This window comes from Pontibacter deserti, from assembly GCF_023630255.1.
GTDB classification, from domain to species: domain Bacteria; phylum Bacteroidota; class Bacteroidia; order Cytophagales; family Hymenobacteraceae; genus Pontibacter; species Pontibacter deserti.
The window spans coordinates 2,243,191-2,260,297 of the sequence record NZ_JALPRS010000001.1 but is presented as its reverse complement, the minus strand read 5'-3'; the positions used below and the strand labels follow the sequence as shown (position 1 = coordinate 2,260,297).

The following is a 17,107-nucleotide window of genomic DNA, read 5'->3' as shown; positions in this document are numbered from 1 at the left end:
ATGTTTACAAGTGAAGCTAAACTATAACCGGGCTGAAGTTTATAGGGGCCAGGGAATGTTAAATTAATCTGACTATAATAGAATACTTTACCTATCTGAAGAAAAGATATTACTGGGTTGTAATCAAAACGCTACTGAATATCGTGCTGGGCAAACTTAAAGTTCTGTAGATCATTTATAATACCTTCTGTAACCTGATAAGTGTTAACCACAGTCATTTTATTTATTTTAGGTAGCATATAGAAATTGTTGATTCAGCAGCTAATTATTTGCTTTGTTAAACTAGCCGCTAAATTCTCTGTTGTAAGCTAGCGTAGCTAACTTATAGGTTTTGTTGTGTGTTCGTTTTTTTCTTTAGTCCAGATTTTTGCAATTCCAATATGATTATAAAACATTACCCAATTCGTTTTCTCTGAAATAATTGTCACGTCATCTGAACTAGGGTAGCAGAAGTCATCCCAATATTTAAGAAAGATTTCTTTAGAAGTTCTAAGGGTTGTTGTTCTGTCCCATGTTACAATTACTCTTTCATCCCATTGCTCAATGATTGAGGTAAGTTTGCTTCGGAACTGCTCAATTTTCTCATTATTTTCAGAGCTTGCACTTATCCAATCAGTTGGAATAAAACTCATATTCAAATTGTCTTCCTTTTCAAAGAAGTCAATAATCTTATTAAGCCTCTTTGATTCTGCTTCGCTAACTGGTTCTATCTGTACTTTCTCGGTTTCAGTGATTTCAGGGTTATGAGTTTTCTCCCATCTCCAAGTCAACTTAAAGTCTCTTAATGGAATGACCTCCTTGTTATCTATTTCAATATTCAAGTTCTATCCAATTAATGCCATGCAACGGCTGGTACATAAGGTGATTGAGGCGAAGCCGAGAGTAACTTGTGTACATTGTTGGCGGAAGTTATTCTTAATCGCCATAGAACTTCACATAAGTATGCGGCTCGTCCATACATGCAGATATTAACTCAAGTATCTCTTCTATCTGTTTTCTTACATCTGCTGATTCGTCCTTCCACAGTTCTTTAAGGTCAGAAACCAACTCCTTGCACATAATAGAGTTAAATGTGGTATCGTCATAAGGGTCAATATACCTTAGAGTCTTGAACTTATCAGATTCAAGATGAGCAAATGAAGTAGGTGTAAACTCTTTGGAGAGCTTCTTTATTTCATTTCCCCTGTAGTCTTCCAAGATTACTGTCCAACCCATTTACAAATACTTTTATTTAATTCTTTCTGTACTTAAAGTTACCGCCAACTGCCAGATAATCCACAACATACGCTTATCTGCACTATATACGTAGTCCGACTTATACTCTTGCATCAGGCAAAACTATAGGTTGGCTTGCTCCTGTAATATAGTAAAAGTAAAGTATAACAACTATAGTTTATACTTGCAATTTCAGCCTCAGCTATACTTTTCGTTACCATTCAAAAACAGCTCTTAAAACTGAACACACCTGTTCAGTATTGAACACCTTATAGTGCTCAAAAAGTATAAACCTTTGGTGTAATTTCCTGTAAATCAATAATATGTAAAACTGGCATTTAAGTTGGCTATAGCTCTCGTGATAAGTACTTAAAAAACTATGGATCGCGAATTATCAGCCACTACAAAACAAGCAAACAAACGCAGACGCTACTGGCAGATCGGTATTGCACTAGCCGTTCTGGTTTTTGCTGTTCTGGGTTTCCGGACGCTGATCACGCCCTCTATCAGCCATGAGGTGCTGCGCACGGCCGTGGTAGAGCGTGGGCCGGTTGTGGCAACTATTTCAGCTTCTGGAGTGGTGGTGCCCGAGCAGGAACTAGTAATAACCAGCCCGATACAGGCGCGCATAGAGCAGGTGTTGTTAAAAGCAGGAGAGCACGTTAAACCCGGCGACCAGATCCTGCTACTCGACAGGGCCTTTACCCAATTGGCTTACGATAAACTGAAAGACGAACAGCAGCTGAACCAGCATAAAAGCGTGCAACTGCGCCTAAACCTTCGCAAAACACTGAACAACCTGGCATCGCAGTTAGCCATAAAGCAACTTAAAGTAAAAAGCCTGCAGGCACAGCTGGAAGACGAAAAGTACCTGCTTAAAATTGGCGGCACCACCCAGGAAAGCGTGAAGCAGGCAGAACTGAATCTGAAAATAGCGCAGCAGGAACTGACCGAGATACAACACGACATGGCTACCGAGCGCGAGCTACTGAAAGCCGACGAGCAGGAGCTGGGTTATACATTGGCGATGCAGGGCAGATCGATAGAAGAGCTGCAGCGCAAAATGGAACAGGCCGAAGTGAGGGCCACGCATAAAGGAGTGATAACCTGGGTAAAGAACGAAACAGGCAGCACTGTAAATGCAGGAGATGTAATTGCCCGCCTTGCCGATCTCAGCAGCTATAAAATTAAAGCTACCATTTCCGATACTTATGCCGATCAGCTGAAGGTAGGCAGCAGCGCCACCGTTCGCATTAACGAGATAGACTTACAAGGTACTATTTCATCTGTAGAGCCAACTGTTACAAATGGCATTGTCACATTTTATGTAGCGCTTCAGGATAAGGCCCACCAGTTACTTCGCCCAAGCCTGCGTGCCGATGTGTATGTAAATACAGCCTCCAGGAGCGATGTGCTACGGGTAAAGAACGGGCCATACTTCACTAATTATTCCGGGCAGCATGTGTTCGTGGTGCAGGGCGATGCGGCCATTAAAAAAGAAGTAACTGTTGGCGTGAGTAACGTGGATTTTGTGGAACTGGAAAATGGTGTGCAGCCCGGCGATGTGATCGTGATCTCGGATATGAAGGAGTACGAGCACGTGCAGAAGCTAAAGATAAAGTAGGTTAAGATCAATAAAGCTACCGAAGTATAAAATAAATCTATGAAAAGTATTTATACCTGTTTAGTGTTTGTATTGCTGCTCTGTTGTGCACAAAGTATAGCCCAGCCCGCCCGAACTTTAGGTTTGCAGGAGGTTATTACATTGGCACAACAGCAGTCTGCAGCAGCAAAGCAGGCCGAAGTAAGCCAGGAAAGCAGTTATTGGCAATGGCGCAGCTACAAATCGGATTACCGCCCGCAACTGAGCATGAACGGTACATTAGCAGATTTCAGCAGCACCTACACACCAGTTATCCAGCCTGACGGTACCACAGATTTTAAACCGGTAACTATCAACAATGCCGATGCCGGCCTTACGCTTCGCCAGTTAATTGGCCCAACCGGCGGTAGCATTTTTGTAACATCGCTGATGCAGCGTTTCGACGATTTTGACCGAGACATTACACGCTACAACGGTAACCCGGCTATAATTGGCGTGGAGCAGCCGCTGTTTGCCTACAACCCTTTTGCCTGGGCTAAAAAAGTAGAGCCGTTGCGTTACCAGGAGTCGCAGCGCCAGTACCTGGAGGACAAGGAAGACATAGCGGTAGAAGCGACCAAGCTGTACTTTGACCTTTTGCTGGCGCAGGTAAACCAACGCATTGCCATCCAGAATTTAGCTAACAACGATACGCTGTACCAGATAGCAGAAGAGAAGTATAAACTGGGCCGCCTTTCTAAAAACGACCTGCTACAACTTCGCCTGGCGGTGCTTAATGCTACCCTTGATCAGGACCAGGCAACACTGGATGAACAGAATGCCACACTAGCCCTGAAAACATTTGTAGGCTTAAAAGATACTGACGCTTTGCAATTAACTATACCTGATGCCATTCCTGAAGCTGTAGTATCAGCGGAGATGGCCCTGGCGGAAGCAAAGAAGAACCGAAAAGAGGAAATTAGTTTTAAACGCAGGTTACTGGAAGCCGAAAGTATAGTTGCCAAAGCCAAAGGCGACAATGGATTGAACATGAATGTTTTTGCCACCTTCGGGTTGTCGAACAGTGCGAACAACTTTACGGATGTGTACCTGCAGCCTGAAAACCTGCAGCGGGCCAGGGTAGGTTTTAGTATGCCGCTTATGGATTGGGGCCGGCAACGCTCCAGCTATAAAGTGGCTGACCTGAACAGGCAACTGGTGCAGCATACCATAGCTCAGGAAGAAGCTACTTTTGAGCAGGCTGTGCTGGCGCAGGCAAACCAGTACATTACCTTAAAACGCAGACTTGCTACCACTGCCGATGCCGATGCCATTGCACAGGAGCGCTACGAGATCACGAAGAACATTTTTATAGTTGGCCGCATCAGCATTACAGACCTGAACATTGCCTTAGCGGAAAAAGATCAGGCTCGCCGCGCTTACATTTCTTCGCTCAGCCAGTTTTGGGCAGCACACTATAGTTTAAGGCAGTTAACACTTTATGATTTTGAAAAACATCAACCGATTGTATCAGAGATAAACACTAACTATAAAAACTGACTCACAAAAGACATAAATTTAAAACTATGATCACGCTATCAGACATCGAAAAAGTTTACCAGACCAAATCCATCGAAACGGTGGCTTTGCAGAACGTAAACCTGACAGTACCAAAAGGGGAGTTCCTTTCTATTATGGGGCCATCGGGCTGCGGAAAATCAACCTTACTTAACATTATGGGCTTGCTGGATATACCTACTTCTGGCATTGTAACTATAGATGGTCAGCCTATCAAGACTTACAAGGATAAAGAACTGGCACACATCCGCAACGAAAAGATCGGTTTTGTATTCCAGAGCTACCACCTTGTAAACGACCTGAGCGTGTTAGACAATGTAGAGCTGCCATTGCTGTATCGTAGTGGTATTTCGGGTTCGGAGCGCACCAAAAGAGCCAAAGCTGCTTTAGAGAAAGTAGGCCTTAGCGCCCGCACAAAACATTTTCCGAATCAGCTGTCAGGTGGGCAGCGCCAGCGAGTGGCCATTGCCCGTGCACTGGTTGGTAATCCGGAAATTATACTTGCCGATGAGCCTACTGGTAACCTGGACTCAGTGATGGGAGAGGAAGTAATGAACATTCTGCTGGACCTGAACCGGCTGGATGGAACAACTATAGTTATGGTAACGCACGACGAGAACATGGCGCATAAAACAGAGCGCCTGGTTCGCTTCTTCGATGGGCAGCAGGTATCAGACTCAAAAGTATTTGACTACCAAAACGCGTAGAGCCATGCTAAAGAATTATTTTAAAATTGCCTGGAAGGTGCTCTTGCGTCGCAAGTTCTTTACCTTCATCAGTCTCTTCGGCATCAGCTTTACCCTGATGGTGCTGATGGTGGCGACCTCCCTTTTTGACCATACCTTTGGGCCTCAAATGCCGGAGCGTGAAACGGACCGTATCCTGTTTGTTAACCAGATTCGCGAGCAGGTAAAAGAGGGCTATACGAACAGCGGGCCCGCCAGCTACAGTTTCTTTGACCGCCACGTACGCACCATGAAGACACCCGAAAAGGTATCCATCAACTCCATGCCTTTTCAAGTGAACAGCTACATCAACAACCGCAAATTGGCAATCGATATTAAGTATACAGACCGTGAGTTCTGGGACATACTCGACTTTAATTTTTTGGAGGGCAATGCTTATACCCAACAGGATGTAAAGAGCGCCAACAGAGTTGCTGTAATCAACCAGAACACCCGCGAGCAGTATTTCGGAAAGGCAGAGGCCATAGGCAAGTACATTGTTGTAGACCAGGTAAAGTATAAAGTTGTTGGGGTAGTGGAGAACGTGCCGGTGTTGCGCGTGCAGTCTTATGCTGATGTGTGGGTGCCGGTTTCACTTAAGAGCCAGGACTTTTCCAAACCAGGGCTGAGAGGTACTTACTTTGCTACTATCAAGGCGCGTGAGGCATCCGATATACCTGAAATAAAAGCGGAGTATGCGGCTATGATGCAGGAAGTGGAGCGCCAGCAACCAACAAAAGGCTCAAAACTTTTCTCTTTCCCGGATACTTTTCTCGAAAGCTTTGCCCGCACCTTTTTAGGTCAGGGTCAAGAAACCGGAATTGGTATACTTTACGGGATATTAACAGTGCTGATCCTGCTGTTCATGCTGCTGCCTACCATCAACTTGGTCAGCATCAACATCAGCCGCATTATGGAGCGTTCTTCAGAGATCGGGGTGCGCAAAGCTTTTGGCGCCTCTTCTTCCACCATCATCGGGCAGTTCATAATCGAGAACATTTTCCTGACGTTGCTTGGTGGTTTGCTGGGCTTGCTATTATCGGCAGGCGTGCTCTGGCTCATCAACGACAGCGGCATGATTGTATACGCAAACCTGGGTCTTAACCTGCGGGTGTTCGGTATTGGTATGCTGCTTTGCCTTGTGTTTGGATTGATTTCCGGTGTTTACCCGGCCTATAAAATGTCACGCTTACAAGCCGTAGAGGCACTGAAAGGAGGTTCGAAATGATACGCCACTTGTTTAAACTGATCTGGAACCGGAAGAAGAGTAACTTCCTGCTGATCACCGAAATATTCTTTTGCTTCCTGGTGCTGTTCGGGGTGCTGAGCTTCATTGTGTACAATGTGAGCAACTATACTAAACCACTGGGTTTTAAGCACGAAAATGTATGGCTGCTGACCATGCGCCCAAGTACAGATTCAACTGCCCAAAATCGGCAGATAGTGGAACAGGTGATTCAACGTGTGCGTGCTTTTCCGCAGGTAGAGCAGGCGTCTTTTACGTCAAGCAATGCCCCGTTTTCTTTCAGCCGGATGAATAACGACTTCTCATATGGCAAAATAAAGCGCATTGAGTCAGATGTTTATGAAGTGCAGGATGAGTATAAGGATGTAATGCAGCTGCAGGTAAGTAAGGGCCGCTGGTTCAGCGCCTCAGATAATGCCTCTCATCACGAGCCGATCGTGATAAACAAGGCATTTCAGCAGGGCCTGTTTGGCGAGGAGGACCCTGTTGGTAAAGTAATTCATGTAAATGATACGACTACTTACCAGGTGGTGGGCGTAACCGATTACTTCCGTGCAGGCAGTGAGTATGCTGCTGAATTTCCGGCGGTTTTTACCCGCATCAACCTTCAAAAGAATCCTGATAAATATGAGAACGAACTGCTGATCCGGGTAAAGCCTGGCACAGGCATAGATTTCGAAGAGAAGATGGTAAAAGAGATCTCCGGCATTGGCAAAGAATGGACGATGGAAGTTGCAACGCTTGAAAAAATGCGGCAGAATAAATCCAAACTTACCCTGGTTCCGATGATCGCGCTGGGCCTGGTTTGTGGCTTCCTGATACTGAATGTAGCGCTCGGACTTTTTGGAGTGTTGTGGTACAACATTAGCCGCCGCAACAGCGAGATTGGACTTCGCCGCGCACTTGGTGCTGCTTCCGGGCAAATCTATCGCCAGTTTATCGGGGAAGTGTTGGTACTGGCAACATTCGGACTGATTTTCGGTGTGTTGTTCGCTGTCCAGTTTCCTTTACTGCAGGTATTTGATGTGGAGTCAGAAGTATACTTTATAGCACTTGCCGGGGCTGTAGTTCTTATTTACGTGCTAACAACCATTTGTGCACTTTATCCAAGCCGCCAAGCAGCGGCGATACATCCGGCCATTGCCTTGCACGAAGATTAACATACCCTGACATACCCTAGCCGGAGTTTATAGCAGTGAAACAGTTTGCAGCTATAAATTCCGGTTGGTGTATGTTCAGCTATATATTATCAGCTATCTTTATACTTACAAATCTGTTTTAATTCCATGATCCTGATTGTTGACGATGATGTTGCTGTGCGGGCCTCGCTTAGCCTGATGCTGAAACAGAATGGCTATAAAACCAAAGAAGCAGCCTCTCCTAAAGAAGCGCTTCAGTTGGCGGAGCAGCACCCTTTTCAGCTGGTGATCATGGACATGAACTTTTCTATTGAAACCACAGGCCATGATGGTTTACTGTTGCTTGAACAGTTCAAGAAACAATATCCAAACCTTCCGGCTATACTTATCACGGGTTGGGGTTCTATCAGCCTTGCAGTGGAAGGTATGCGCCTGGGTGCTGCCGATTTTATCACAAAGCCTTGGAGCAATGAGTACCTGCTGCAATCTGTTTGTACGGCGCTCAGTCTGTCGGAGCAGAGCAAAATTTCTGATGAAGCCCTGACACGCAAAAAACTTGATCAGCAGTATAACTTCGGCAACATTGTAGGTCAGGACCCGGACCTGCTGAAAGTACTCAAAAAGATAGGCCAGATAGCTGCTACCGATGCTTCTGTTTTAATAGAAGGCCAAAGCGGAACCGGTAAAGAGCTGATAGCCGAAGCCATACACCAGAACAGCCCGCGCCGTAACCAGCCATTTGTTAAAGTTAACTTGGGTGGTATTTCAGCCAGTCTGTTTGAGAGTGAGATGTTTGGCCATAAACGCGGCGCTTTTACCGATGCCAAAGGCGATAGAGTAGGTCGTTTTGAGATGGCAAACAAAGGCACTATTTTCTTGGATGAGATAGGTGAACTGGACATGAACAGCCAGGTAAAACTGCTGCGCGTACTACAGGACCGTACCTACGAAGTGCTTGGCGACAGCCGTTCACGTAAACTTGATATACGCGTGGTATGCGCTACTAACCGCAACCTCGAAGAAATGGTAGCCGAAGGCAAATTCCGGGAAGACCTTTTTTACCGCATCAACCTGATCACAGTTAAGCTGCCATCGCTGCGCGAGCGTGCCGATGACATACCGTTGCTGGTGCAGTACTTCCTGGGAAATCTGAAGAAAGTATATAACCGGCCAGAGTTAAGTATAAGCAAAAGTGCATTGCAGTGGCTGAAAGAACAGGCATTGCCGGGCAACATTCGGGAGCTGAAAAACCTGGTAGAACGTACCGTGCTGGTAAGCGATAACGATGTGCTGGAAGCAGAAGATTTTCAGGCCCAGGCACAACGCAGCGCCGCTAAACCTGCCGACAAAGCCCTGCCAGCCGTAGGCGCCATGACCTTAGACGAGATGGAAGCCAGCATGATTCGGAAGTCGATGGACCATTATCATAACAACATCAGTAAAGTAGCCCGTGCACTTGGCCTGAGCCGGGCTGCCCTTTACCGCCGCCTCGAGAAGTTTAACATCCCGTATGAGCCTCAGGACTAAGTTTATACTTTTTGCCACGGTTATACATGTGCTGCTTGCGGTAATGGCGTATTTCCTGCTGAAGGAGAATGTATACCTGTTCCTGGGGATGGAGGTGCTTATACTTGTTTCCATCTTTATCACGGCGCAACTATACAGTACTTTTTTTAAGCCGCTCAGCCTTATTCGTGCCGGTATCCAGTCTATCAAGGACAAAGACTTCTCGACAAAGTTTATGGGAGTGGGGCAGAAGGAGCTGGACGAGCTGATAAACGTGTATAACCGCATGATAGACCAGCTTCGGCACGAGCGTGTAGCCCAGGCCGAAAAGCATTACTTTCTCGAAAAACTCATTCAGGCATCTCCGGCTGGTATTATTTTACTAGGCTTTGATAACCAGGTAGAACACATAAACCCTGCTGCTGAACTATACTTACAGCAACCAGCGTCTAATCTTATCGGCAAACACGTAAGCCAGTTACCGAAAGTATGGGCAGAGCAGCTTACACAGCTTCAAACAGGCAGCTCCATTACGTTCCGGGTAAATGGCATCCGTACGTATCGCTGCCATCGCGCACATTTCCTGGACCGAGGCTTTCAGCATTACTTTGTATTGATTGAGGAACTGACCGAAGCTATACTTCAGAACGAGCGGCAGGCTTACGAAAAGGTGATCCGGATGATGTCGCATGAGGTGAATAATTCGGCGGGTGCGGTAAATTCTATACTTGGTTCGCTGCAGTATTATGCCCCGCAACTTGCCACAGACCACCGCGAAGACTTTGATAATGCCCTGCAGGTAGCCATCGACCGAAATACCAACCTGAGCCGCTTTATGGCCAACTTCGCTAATGTGGTGCGCATACCGCAGCCTAAAAAGGTACGAACTGATTTGCACGAAATGCTCCGTAACCTTGCCCTGCTGATGCAACCAGAGTTCCAGCGCCGCAGCATCTGTTGTAAACTCCAGTTAGCATCGCAACCATTGATTATACTTCTGGATCAGCAGCAGATGGAACAAGTATTACTCAATGTGCTAAAAAATGCGATGGAAGCGATAGGAGAGAGCGGGGAGATAACTATAAATACACAGACAAACCCAGCCCAGCTTACTATTACAGATACTGGCTCCGGCATCCCTGAAAATATAAGAGCTTCACTGTTCACACCCTTCTTCAGCACTAAAGAATACGGACAAGGTATAGGCTTAACAATGGTGCGGGAGATACTGGTAAACCACGGTTTCCCGTTTTCGCTGGAGAGTGATCAGGAGAAGGGATTAACTACGTTTATGGTTAGGTTTTAGGGGTGTTTTTACTGATTGCTGGGGAAGACTTGTACAAAGAGCAGCAAGTGTATGAGGTACACAGGTGTTCGTATGAAGTTATTTTAATGTCTTACCTTCTCTCAAATATTTAACAGGCTTATAAACAGGTTCAATCTCAGCACAACTACTTTTAGCTTCTTCTATGTAATTCTCCAAGAGCTCTCTACTGTCAGCCAGAATCCAATATCTCGATTGACCTGCGATTGCAGAATTTAATGAATCCGTGAATTGGTCACCACTTTTTTCACGTGTATAAGTAGATTGATAGAGGCTTGGCCTTATAGCTATAAACTTTTTATTTGTTAATGGCAGAAAACTATATCCATCTACTACATTTTCGATAAAGGGTCGATCACAGTAAATAAGGCTCTTATCATTCGATGTTGAAAATATAATTAGCTCAAATTGAGAGTATTCATGAAAGTCTTCATAACAAGCATTAATCATGTTTTCCAAGACAATAAGATTTAAGTCTCTATTTGGTATACCTGAGACTTTAAACTGAAGTTCCTTATCACCATCAAGCTTTTTTGTGATATTGTTAAGATTATATTCATTTCTATGTTTGAATGAAATAATCGCAAAAATGAACTTCATTAAATCTGCAGTCTCTCTGAAAAGCGGAGCTTGATCTTCCTTCTCAATTCTATTTATAGCTGATGCCAATGTAGATTCAATCCCACTAAACCAATCTTCAACATTAGTTTTCTTGCTCCTCCAACTTCAGGGACATAAAGGTAATTTTTACTAGCAAAAGAAAAAGCCCCACTTCCAGATGAACAGGAGAAGCTATACTTGTTTTTTATGAGATCATAGACATGTACACCCCACCTGTTTCCTTCAAATGTCTGCCATTTGCGGAGTAATGATTGAGGAGCATAATGATTGTTCTTCTTCTTACTCAATGTTAGATGTTTAAAGATTTAACAATTACCGGATGAAAGTAAATATGTTATTATCTGTACTAAAGCTATAACTTTCTGATTTTAAACTGACTAAATATAGCAAAAGTAAACTATAGCTTAGGTATAGCTATAAAATAACACCGCCTGCAACTATAAAACTGCAGGCGGTGCACATTTTCTCTAAAGCAGAAAGCTATACTTTAAAGCTTCACAAACTCAACACGGCGGTTGTTGGCTTTGGCTTCAGGAGTACTGTTTTTATCTATCGGCTTAGATTCACCAAGGCCTTTCGCTTGCAGCCTGTCAGCTTTTATTCCCTGTTCAACTAAATATGTTTTAACGGCTTCGGCGCGTTGCTGACTAAGTTTCTGGTTTGCTTTTTCGTCTCCGTCGCTGTCGGTGTGGCCTTCTACAGTAAAGTTAAGGTTTGGCTGTTCGTTCATCAGTTTGGCTATATCGGCAAGCGTACCCGCAGATTCAGGTCGGATAGTTGCCTGGTTCACGTCGAACTTAATGCCGTAAGTCACAATCTTGCCATCAGCCATCACCTGGTCGTAGAGTTTCTTGCCGCCCTCTGCTATCAGCACGTTCTTCACCATCGAGTTAGCATCTATGCGTTTGTCAATTTCTATGCGCATACCGGTTGGTTTGCCAGTTACATTTGGTATGTTTATCAGGCGTTGGTTGTCCAGGTATACTTTCATGCTACGCTTATTAAAAGCAATAGCCACGTGGCGCCATTGGTTTTTAATTTCCTGTGCAGCCAGTTCTTCAGACTCAGAACCGAAAGTTTTAAACCTTGCCTGGTTGGCACGTATTTCTATGCCGTCCCAGAAATCGCCATGCACTTCCTGCTTATAGTTGGAGTTATCATCTACAAAGTAAATGTAATAGGCTACATTTGGGTTGTCATCGTCGAAGAACAAATCCATTTCTACGGTAAAGGTTTCCGGCAACCACTGATCCTTTTTTACGAGGGGCTTAATGCTTGTAGTAGACCGCACAAGGTTTATCACGCGCTCATTGCCAAACATGGCTACTTCTGCATTTCCATCATTTAAATCCCAGCGCGAAGGAAATTCGCCTACTTCTTCGCCAGCCAGGTTATCTGAGAAAAGCACTTTACTGCCCGGCACAAAATCATACTTCGACCAGGCTTTCATTTTGCCCTCTTCTGTTTCAGCAGATGCCCCTCCATTACCTACAGCGTCGCCTTTGGCAGCTTTACCGCCAGCAACCTTCTTTTTGCCATCAACCGCATCATCAATACCTTTATCGATCTTCTGGTCTATTTTCTGATTCACTTTGTTTTTGATCTTATTGCCGATATCAAACTGGGCATGAGCAGGCAAAACAAATAATGCCAGCAGGAACGTGCCAGCAAGGAAGGATACTAATTTTTTCATAGTTGTAATAAGCATAGGTTATAGATGCTACAAAACTAATTATTATAACTATGATTATAAATAATTATACTTTGGTAATTTGTGAGGCGCGGTTTTTTCTTTGGTAAAGTCTATATTATTTAGGGTGAAGGGGTTGTAGCTGGCAAGCGTACAGGTAAAGCTCAAATGCTTTTGATAAACAAAAATCCCCGGCAGGAATTAACCAACCGGGGATTTTATACTTTATACTTAAAGCAGCTTACGCTACTTCTTCTTTCTTGCTCATGCGGTTGCGCTCGTTCTCGTCTAAGTAGATCTTGCGCATACGCAGGCTCTTTGGCGTTACTTCCAGGTACTCATCCTTCTGGATGTATTCCATGGCTTCTTCCAGAGAGAAGTTTTTAGCAGGAGCGATCTTAGTGTTGTCATCTGAACCGGAAGCACGCATGTTTGTCAGCTTCTTACCTTTCTGGATGTTCACTGTGATATCGTTCTGGCGGTTGTGCTCCCCAATAACCTGACCCATGTATACATCTACACCCGGATCAACGAAGAATACACCTCTGTCCTGTAGTTTATCGATAGAGTAAGCCGTACCAGGTCCTGTCTCCATAGAGATGATAGAACCGTTGTTACGGCCTGGGATAGCACCTTTGTAAGGCTCGTATGCTAAGAAACGGTGGTTCATGATCGCTTCACCGGCAGTTGCAGTCAGTACGTTATTACGCAGACCGATCAGACCACGCGAAGGAATTGTGAACTCAAGGTGCTGCAGGTCGCCTTTAGGCTCCATTACGTTCAGTTCACCTTTACGCATCGATACCAGCTCGATTACTTTACCAGCTGTTTCTTCCGGAACGTCTACTACCAATTGCTCGATAGGCTCGTGACGAACGCCATCAATTTCTTTATAGATTACCTGTGGCTGACCTACCTGTAACTCATAACCTTCGCGGCGCATCGTTTCGATAAGTACAGACAAGTGCAGGATACCACGACCGAATACTAAGAATGAATCTTCACGGTCAGTTTCCTGTACGCGCAGTGCCAGGTTTTTCTCAGTTTCCTTGAACAGACGATCTCTAAGGTGACGTGATGTTACGAACTTACCCTCTTTACCGAAGAAAGGAGAGTTGTTGATCGTGAACAGCATGTTCATAGTTGGCTCGTCGATAGAGATACGTGCCAATGGCTCTGGGTTCTCCGCATCAGCGATTGTATCACCAATGTCAAAACCTTCGATACCAGTTACAGCACAAATTTCGCCGGCTGATACTTCCTGAACTGTTTTCTTGCCAAGGCCTTCAAATACCTGAAGTTCTTTGATACGACCTTTCTTGATAGAACCATCTGCTTTGCAAAGCGAAATTGGCATACCTTCTTTAAGCGTACCACGGTGCACACGACCAATAGCAATACGACCTACGAAAGAAGAATAGTCAAGAGACGTGATCTGCATCTGCGGTGTACCTTCACGGAACGGAGCAGCAGGAATCACATCAATGATAGCATCTAAAAGAGGCGTAATGTTGTCAGTTGGCTGCGTCCAGTCAGTGCTCATCCAGCCCTGCTTAGAAGAACCGTACAGGGTTGTGAAATCTAACTGATCTTCAGTAGCATCCAGGTTAAACATCAGGTCAAACACCTGCTCGTGCACTTCATCAGGACGGCAGTTTTCTTTGTCTACTTTGTTTACCACTACAATCGGCTTAAGGCCAAGCTGGATAGCTTTACCCAATACGAAACGTGTCTGTGGCATGGCACCTTCAAAAGCATCTACCAGCAGTAGTACACCGTCGGCCATTTTAAGTACACGCTCTACCTCACCACCGAAGTCGGCGTGACCAGGCGTGTCTATGATGTTGATCTTAACATCTTTGTAACGAACCGATACGTTTTTGGAAACGATCGTGATACCGCGCTCGCGCTCCAGGTCGTTATTGTCCAGGATCAGGTCGTCGAAGTGCTGGTGGTCAGCAAATAGCTTTGATGCGTGGATGATCTTGTCCACGAGCGTTGTTTTGCCGTGGTCTACGTGTGCGATGATCGCGATATTACGAATGTTCTGCATTGAATTGGTTTTTCGAGCCGCAAAAGTACTAAAAAGGCTTCATATTTTAGTAGCCCGCTCGAAATAAAGATGTTATGTAATTGTTTTTTCTTCTGTGCCAGCTAATTGTAACTGGTTATGGGGCAAACATAAGCCGCTGCATCTTTGTTCATTTCCTGTACAAATAATGGAATTGGTAAAGCCAGCCGGTATTCTACATCGTAAGTATACGTATGAACGCACTCTATTTTCTTTTTATAGTTGCAGCATTTAATTTGGCTGCCTGTAACCAACAGGAGCAGTCTCAGGATGCTGCTTATACCACTGCAATCAGTGGTGACGCCCCTTTATCAGATGCCAAAACAGAAAGCCTGAACCAGCAGAACCAGCGCGACAGGATTTATAAAACAGATGCAGAGTGGAAAAAGGTACTAACTGCTCAGGAGTATTATGTGCTTCGCAGAAAAGGAACAGAGCCAGCATTCCGAAACAAGTATAACGCCAACAAAGAAAAAGGAATTTATTACTGTGCTGCCTGCCACAATCCTCTTTTCAGCTCCGAAACCAAATTCGATTCCGGTACCGGCTGGCCCAGCTTCTGGAAACCTATTGCTAACTATAGAATAAGGGAGGTAGCAGATAAAAGCGGCGGCATGGTACGAACCGAAGTGCTCTGTGCCCGCTGTGGCGGACATTTGGGACATGTATTTAATGATGGCCCAAAACCTACCGGTCTGCGCTACTGCCTTAACTCCGTAGCCCTGGATTTTGAGCCTAAAAAGTAATTGTCGTTTGGTGATTGTCAGAACCGGGATTAATGGAATTTGATGGATTTGGAGATTCTATTCTTGTATGGACAAGTTACAACCTGTCCGCTCAAGGACTGTAACTATGAAACAATACTTGTAGCTGTAGCAATAGCAGAAAGTCTCCCTTTGAAGGGGGCAGGGGGATGATCAACAGTAACTAAAGAACCTTAACTGCAAAAAGTATAGCAAAGGCAGCAATTCCCCTCTTGAGAGGGGCAGGGGTGTGTTATAGCAAAGGCTTAACTTCCCTTCACACAAGATCCTTACAGGATGACAAGAGTAATGGCTTAAAAGCTCACACCTTCAAGGAGGGGTTGGGGGTGGTTGGACTACTATAGAACTATAGTCACTGCCTATGCTTGTCCCTGACGGGCCAGTTGAGTCGGGAGACTCAACACCATCATTAGTCACGAGTCTGGAGACTCGCGCCAGCAGAATTTAAAGATTCTATAGTATTATGAACCATCAACAATTTAACAATTAAGCCATTCAATAAACCACCCATATACCAATCAACTATAAACTATAAAATGTAGCTGCCGTACTTTTTATCCTGAACTATAAAGTATAAAACTATGACAGAGCTACATTCAGAAGCAGAGAATATAGAGAACCTTTCGCAGTGCATGATGAAGGCATTCAGAACGATGAATGTGCAGGCCGGAGAGGTATTGCGCTACCAGGACCTGTACCCGATTCTGCAGGAGGAGTACCCGAAGTATAAAGATGTGCAGAAAGAGGCTGAATTACATTTAACAAAATTGGCATATGTAAATCCGGCACCGGATGGTTTGATGCTGACAGAGGTTGGCCAACAGGCACTTAACGAGCAGTAATACAAGAACAAACCTGTTATTATCCTGTTAGAAGTTGTAGCGAGTCCGTATACATTAAGTACAAGCGCAGTATGTGCTGAGCTAAAGCAAAATGATTATGGGAAGAGCTGTAACAGGTATAATCGGGTTGGTAATGGTAGGTTTAGTTTCCTGTACCTCGTTGTCTGAAGGGGAGGAAGGAGCAGCAGGAGTAGAGGAGAACAGAAGAACGCGCTACCGTGGAAATGCAAATGCTGATTTAAGAGATCAGATGGATGAACAGTCCAGCGACATAAATCGGAAAAAAAACATTGAAGAAAACCGGAATGGTCCAGGCATGAAACCACCTGAGGTAAGGCCGGAGCGTTTACCTAATTCACCTGTTGATACTACTAAACATACGCCACGGCCCGTTGCACCCAGGAGAGGCGGTAACTAAAATATAAAAGCCGGGCAAGGTTGCTGTAACTAACCTTGCCCGGCTTTTATATTTTAGCTGTTTATGTTATTTACTTACATCATCCGGTTCTTCATCGCCAATGTGCAGTTCATCTGGTTCCAGGTCCACGTAAACTTCATGGTCGGGCAGGGTAGTGTCTGATTCGTGGGCATCTTCCCGGGGAGCGGGATTTTTACTTATTTCTCTTTTCTTGCCTTTGCTGCCCAGGTTGTCGCTGTCGTCTTTTCCTGTCTTAAAACTATCTTTATTCTTCATCTCAAAGTATACAGTAGGTAATGTTCCAGTTTACGGAAGAGGGCAACAGAAGTAAGCCTGCTTTGCTGAATTTATCGGATGTGGAAGTATAGCAGGGCGCATTGTGGCTG

General features: G+C 44.8%; 15 protein-coding genes and 1 pseudogene. 10 read left to right on the top strand and 6 right to left on the bottom strand.

Features of this window, described 5'->3' with window-relative positions:
* Nucleotides 1-317: 317 nt before the first annotated feature.
* Both MJ612_RS09880 and MJ612_RS09875 read right to left on the bottom strand, forming a co-directional pair.
* Nucleotides 318-821 (bottom strand): hypothetical protein, encoded by a 504-nt coding sequence (locus MJ612_RS09880; protein ID WP_187033315.1) that lies wholly within the window; start codon nucleotides 819-821, stop codon nucleotides 318-320.
* 94 nt (nucleotides 822-915) lie between these two features.
* Nucleotides 916-1,215 carry a hypothetical protein gene (locus MJ612_RS09875; protein WP_187033314.1) on the bottom strand — a complete coding sequence of 100 codons (300 nt, stop codon included), beginning with the start codon at nucleotides 1,213-1,215 and terminating at the stop codon, nucleotides 916-918.
* A 379-nt stretch (nucleotides 1,216-1,594) separates the two neighbouring features.
* Here MJ612_RS09875 and MJ612_RS09870 point away from each other — a divergent pair, with 379 nt between their 5' ends.
* The 7 genes from MJ612_RS09870 (at nucleotide 1,595) to MJ612_RS09840 (ending at nucleotide 10,297) form a co-directional block, all read left to right on the top strand.
* Nucleotides 1,595-2,839, top strand: a complete 1,245-nt coding sequence (locus tag MJ612_RS09870) for an efflux RND transporter periplasmic adaptor subunit (protein ID WP_187033313.1) — start codon at nucleotides 1,595-1,597, stop codon at nucleotides 2,837-2,839.
* A 39-nt stretch (nucleotides 2,840-2,878) separates the two neighbouring features.
* Nucleotides 2,879-4,357, top strand: coding sequence for a TolC family protein (locus MJ612_RS09865; RefSeq protein WP_187033312.1), 1,479 nt, complete (start codon nucleotides 2,879-2,881; stop codon nucleotides 4,355-4,357).
* A 26-nt stretch (nucleotides 4,358-4,383) separates the two neighbouring features.
* Entirely contained in the window at nucleotides 4,384-5,082 is a 699-nt protein-coding gene (locus tag MJ612_RS09860; protein ID WP_187033311.1) for an ABC transporter ATP-binding protein, read from the top strand.
* Nucleotides 5,083-5,086: 4 nt separating this feature from the next.
* Nucleotides 5,087-6,328 (top strand): ABC transporter permease, encoded by a 1,242-nt coding sequence (locus MJ612_RS09855; protein ID WP_187033310.1) that lies wholly within the window; start codon nucleotides 5,087-5,089, stop codon nucleotides 6,326-6,328.
* Entirely contained in the window at nucleotides 6,325-7,506 is a 1,182-nt protein-coding gene (locus tag MJ612_RS09850; RefSeq protein WP_187033309.1) for an ABC transporter permease, read from the top strand. The genes MJ612_RS09855 and MJ612_RS09850 overlap by 4 nt, the downstream gene beginning before the upstream one ends.
* A 126-nt stretch (nucleotides 7,507-7,632) precedes the next feature.
* On the top strand, nucleotides 7,633-9,012 hold the full coding sequence (locus tag MJ612_RS09845; protein WP_187033308.1) for a sigma-54-dependent transcriptional regulator: 1,380 nt from the start codon (nucleotides 7,633-7,635) through the stop codon (nucleotides 9,010-9,012).
* Nucleotides 8,996-10,297, top strand: coding sequence for a sensor histidine kinase (locus MJ612_RS09840; RefSeq protein ID WP_187033307.1), 1,302 nt, complete (start codon nucleotides 8,996-8,998; stop codon nucleotides 10,295-10,297). Before MJ612_RS09845 ends, MJ612_RS09840 begins: the two co-directional genes overlap by 17 nt.
* A gap of 78 nt (nucleotides 10,298-10,375) precedes the next feature.
* Here the strand turns inward: MJ612_RS09840 and MJ612_RS09835 are convergent.
* The 3 genes and pseudogenes from MJ612_RS09835 to typA all read right to left on the bottom strand — a co-directional run.
* A pseudogene (locus tag MJ612_RS09835) lies at nucleotides 10,376-11,017 on the bottom strand (DUF4238 domain-containing protein); the annotation flags it as partial.
* 406 nt (nucleotides 11,018-11,423) lie between these two features.
* Nucleotides 11,424-12,629 (bottom strand): OmpA family protein, encoded by a 1,206-nt coding sequence (locus MJ612_RS09830; protein ID WP_187033306.1) that lies wholly within the window; start codon nucleotides 12,627-12,629, stop codon nucleotides 11,424-11,426.
* A gap of 238 nt (nucleotides 12,630-12,867) precedes the next feature.
* Nucleotides 12,868-14,679, bottom strand: coding sequence for a translational GTPase TypA (typA, locus tag MJ612_RS09825; protein WP_187033305.1), 1,812 nt, complete (start codon nucleotides 14,677-14,679; stop codon nucleotides 12,868-12,870).
* Nucleotides 14,680-14,891: 212 nt separating this feature from the next.
* On the opposite strand from typA, the gene msrB reads away from it, so the two are divergent.
* From msrB to MJ612_RS09810, 3 genes are all read left to right on the top strand, one after another.
* Nucleotides 14,892-15,443, top strand: a complete 552-nt coding sequence (gene msrB, locus MJ612_RS09820; RefSeq protein WP_187033304.1) for a peptide-methionine (R)-S-oxide reductase MsrB — start codon at nucleotides 14,892-14,894, stop codon at nucleotides 15,441-15,443.
* A gap of 599 nt (nucleotides 15,444-16,042) precedes the next feature.
* Nucleotides 16,043-16,303 (top strand): hypothetical protein, encoded by a 261-nt coding sequence (locus tag MJ612_RS09815; protein ID WP_250419113.1) that lies wholly within the window; start codon nucleotides 16,043-16,045, stop codon nucleotides 16,301-16,303.
* A 97-nt stretch (nucleotides 16,304-16,400) separates the two neighbouring features.
* Entirely contained in the window at nucleotides 16,401-16,721 is a 321-nt protein-coding gene (locus tag MJ612_RS09810; RefSeq protein WP_187033303.1) for a hypothetical protein, read from the top strand.
* Between the two features lie 66 nt (nucleotides 16,722-16,787).
* Here the strand turns inward: MJ612_RS09810 and MJ612_RS09805 are convergent, their stop codons facing one another.
* A complete protein-coding gene (locus tag MJ612_RS09805) occupies nucleotides 16,788-16,997 on the bottom strand; it encodes a hypothetical protein (RefSeq protein ID WP_187033302.1) in 210 nt (69 codons plus the stop codon).
* Nucleotides 16,998-17,107: the final 110 nt, after the last annotated feature.

Bases quoted from the DNA above. Each gene is read 5' to 3' on its own strand.
- MJ612_RS09875 (WP_187033314.1), bottom strand. From the start codon at position 1,215: ATGGGTTGGACAGTAATCTTGGAAGACTACAGGGGAAATGAAATAAAG.
- MJ612_RS09870 (WP_187033313.1), top strand. From the start codon at position 1,595: ATGGATCGCGAATTATCAGCCACTACAAAACAAGCAAACAAACGCAGA.
- MJ612_RS09865 (WP_187033312.1), top strand. From the start codon at position 2,879: ATGAAAAGTATTTATACCTGTTTAGTGTTTGTATTGCTGCTCTGTTGT.
- MJ612_RS09860 (WP_187033311.1), top strand. From the start codon at position 4,384: ATGATCACGCTATCAGACATCGAAAAAGTTTACCAGACCAAATCCATC.
- MJ612_RS09855 (WP_187033310.1), top strand. From the start codon at position 5,087: ATGCTAAAGAATTATTTTAAAATTGCCTGGAAGGTGCTCTTGCGTCGC.
- MJ612_RS09850 (WP_187033309.1), top strand. From the start codon at position 6,325: ATGATACGCCACTTGTTTAAACTGATCTGGAACCGGAAGAAGAGTAAC.
- MJ612_RS09845 (WP_187033308.1), top strand. From the start codon at position 7,633: ATGATCCTGATTGTTGACGATGATGTTGCTGTGCGGGCCTCGCTTAGC.
- MJ612_RS09840 (WP_187033307.1), top strand. From the start codon at position 8,996: ATGAGCCTCAGGACTAAGTTTATACTTTTTGCCACGGTTATACATGTG.
- MJ612_RS09830 (WP_187033306.1), bottom strand. From the start codon at position 12,629: ATGAAAAAATTAGTATCCTTCCTTGCTGGCACGTTCCTGCTGGCATTA.
- typA (WP_187033305.1), bottom strand. From the start codon at position 14,679: ATGCAGAACATTCGTAATATCGCGATCATCGCACACGTAGACCACGGC.
- msrB (WP_187033304.1), top strand. From the start codon at position 14,892: ATGAACGCACTCTATTTTCTTTTTATAGTTGCAGCATTTAATTTGGCT.
- MJ612_RS09815 (WP_250419113.1), top strand. From the start codon at position 16,043: ATGACAGAGCTACATTCAGAAGCAGAGAATATAGAGAACCTTTCGCAG.
- MJ612_RS09810 (WP_187033303.1), top strand. From the start codon at position 16,401: ATGGGAAGAGCTGTAACAGGTATAATCGGGTTGGTAATGGTAGGTTTA.
- MJ612_RS09805 (WP_187033302.1), bottom strand. From the start codon at position 16,997: ATGAAGAATAAAGATAGTTTTAAGACAGGAAAAGACGACAGCGACAAC.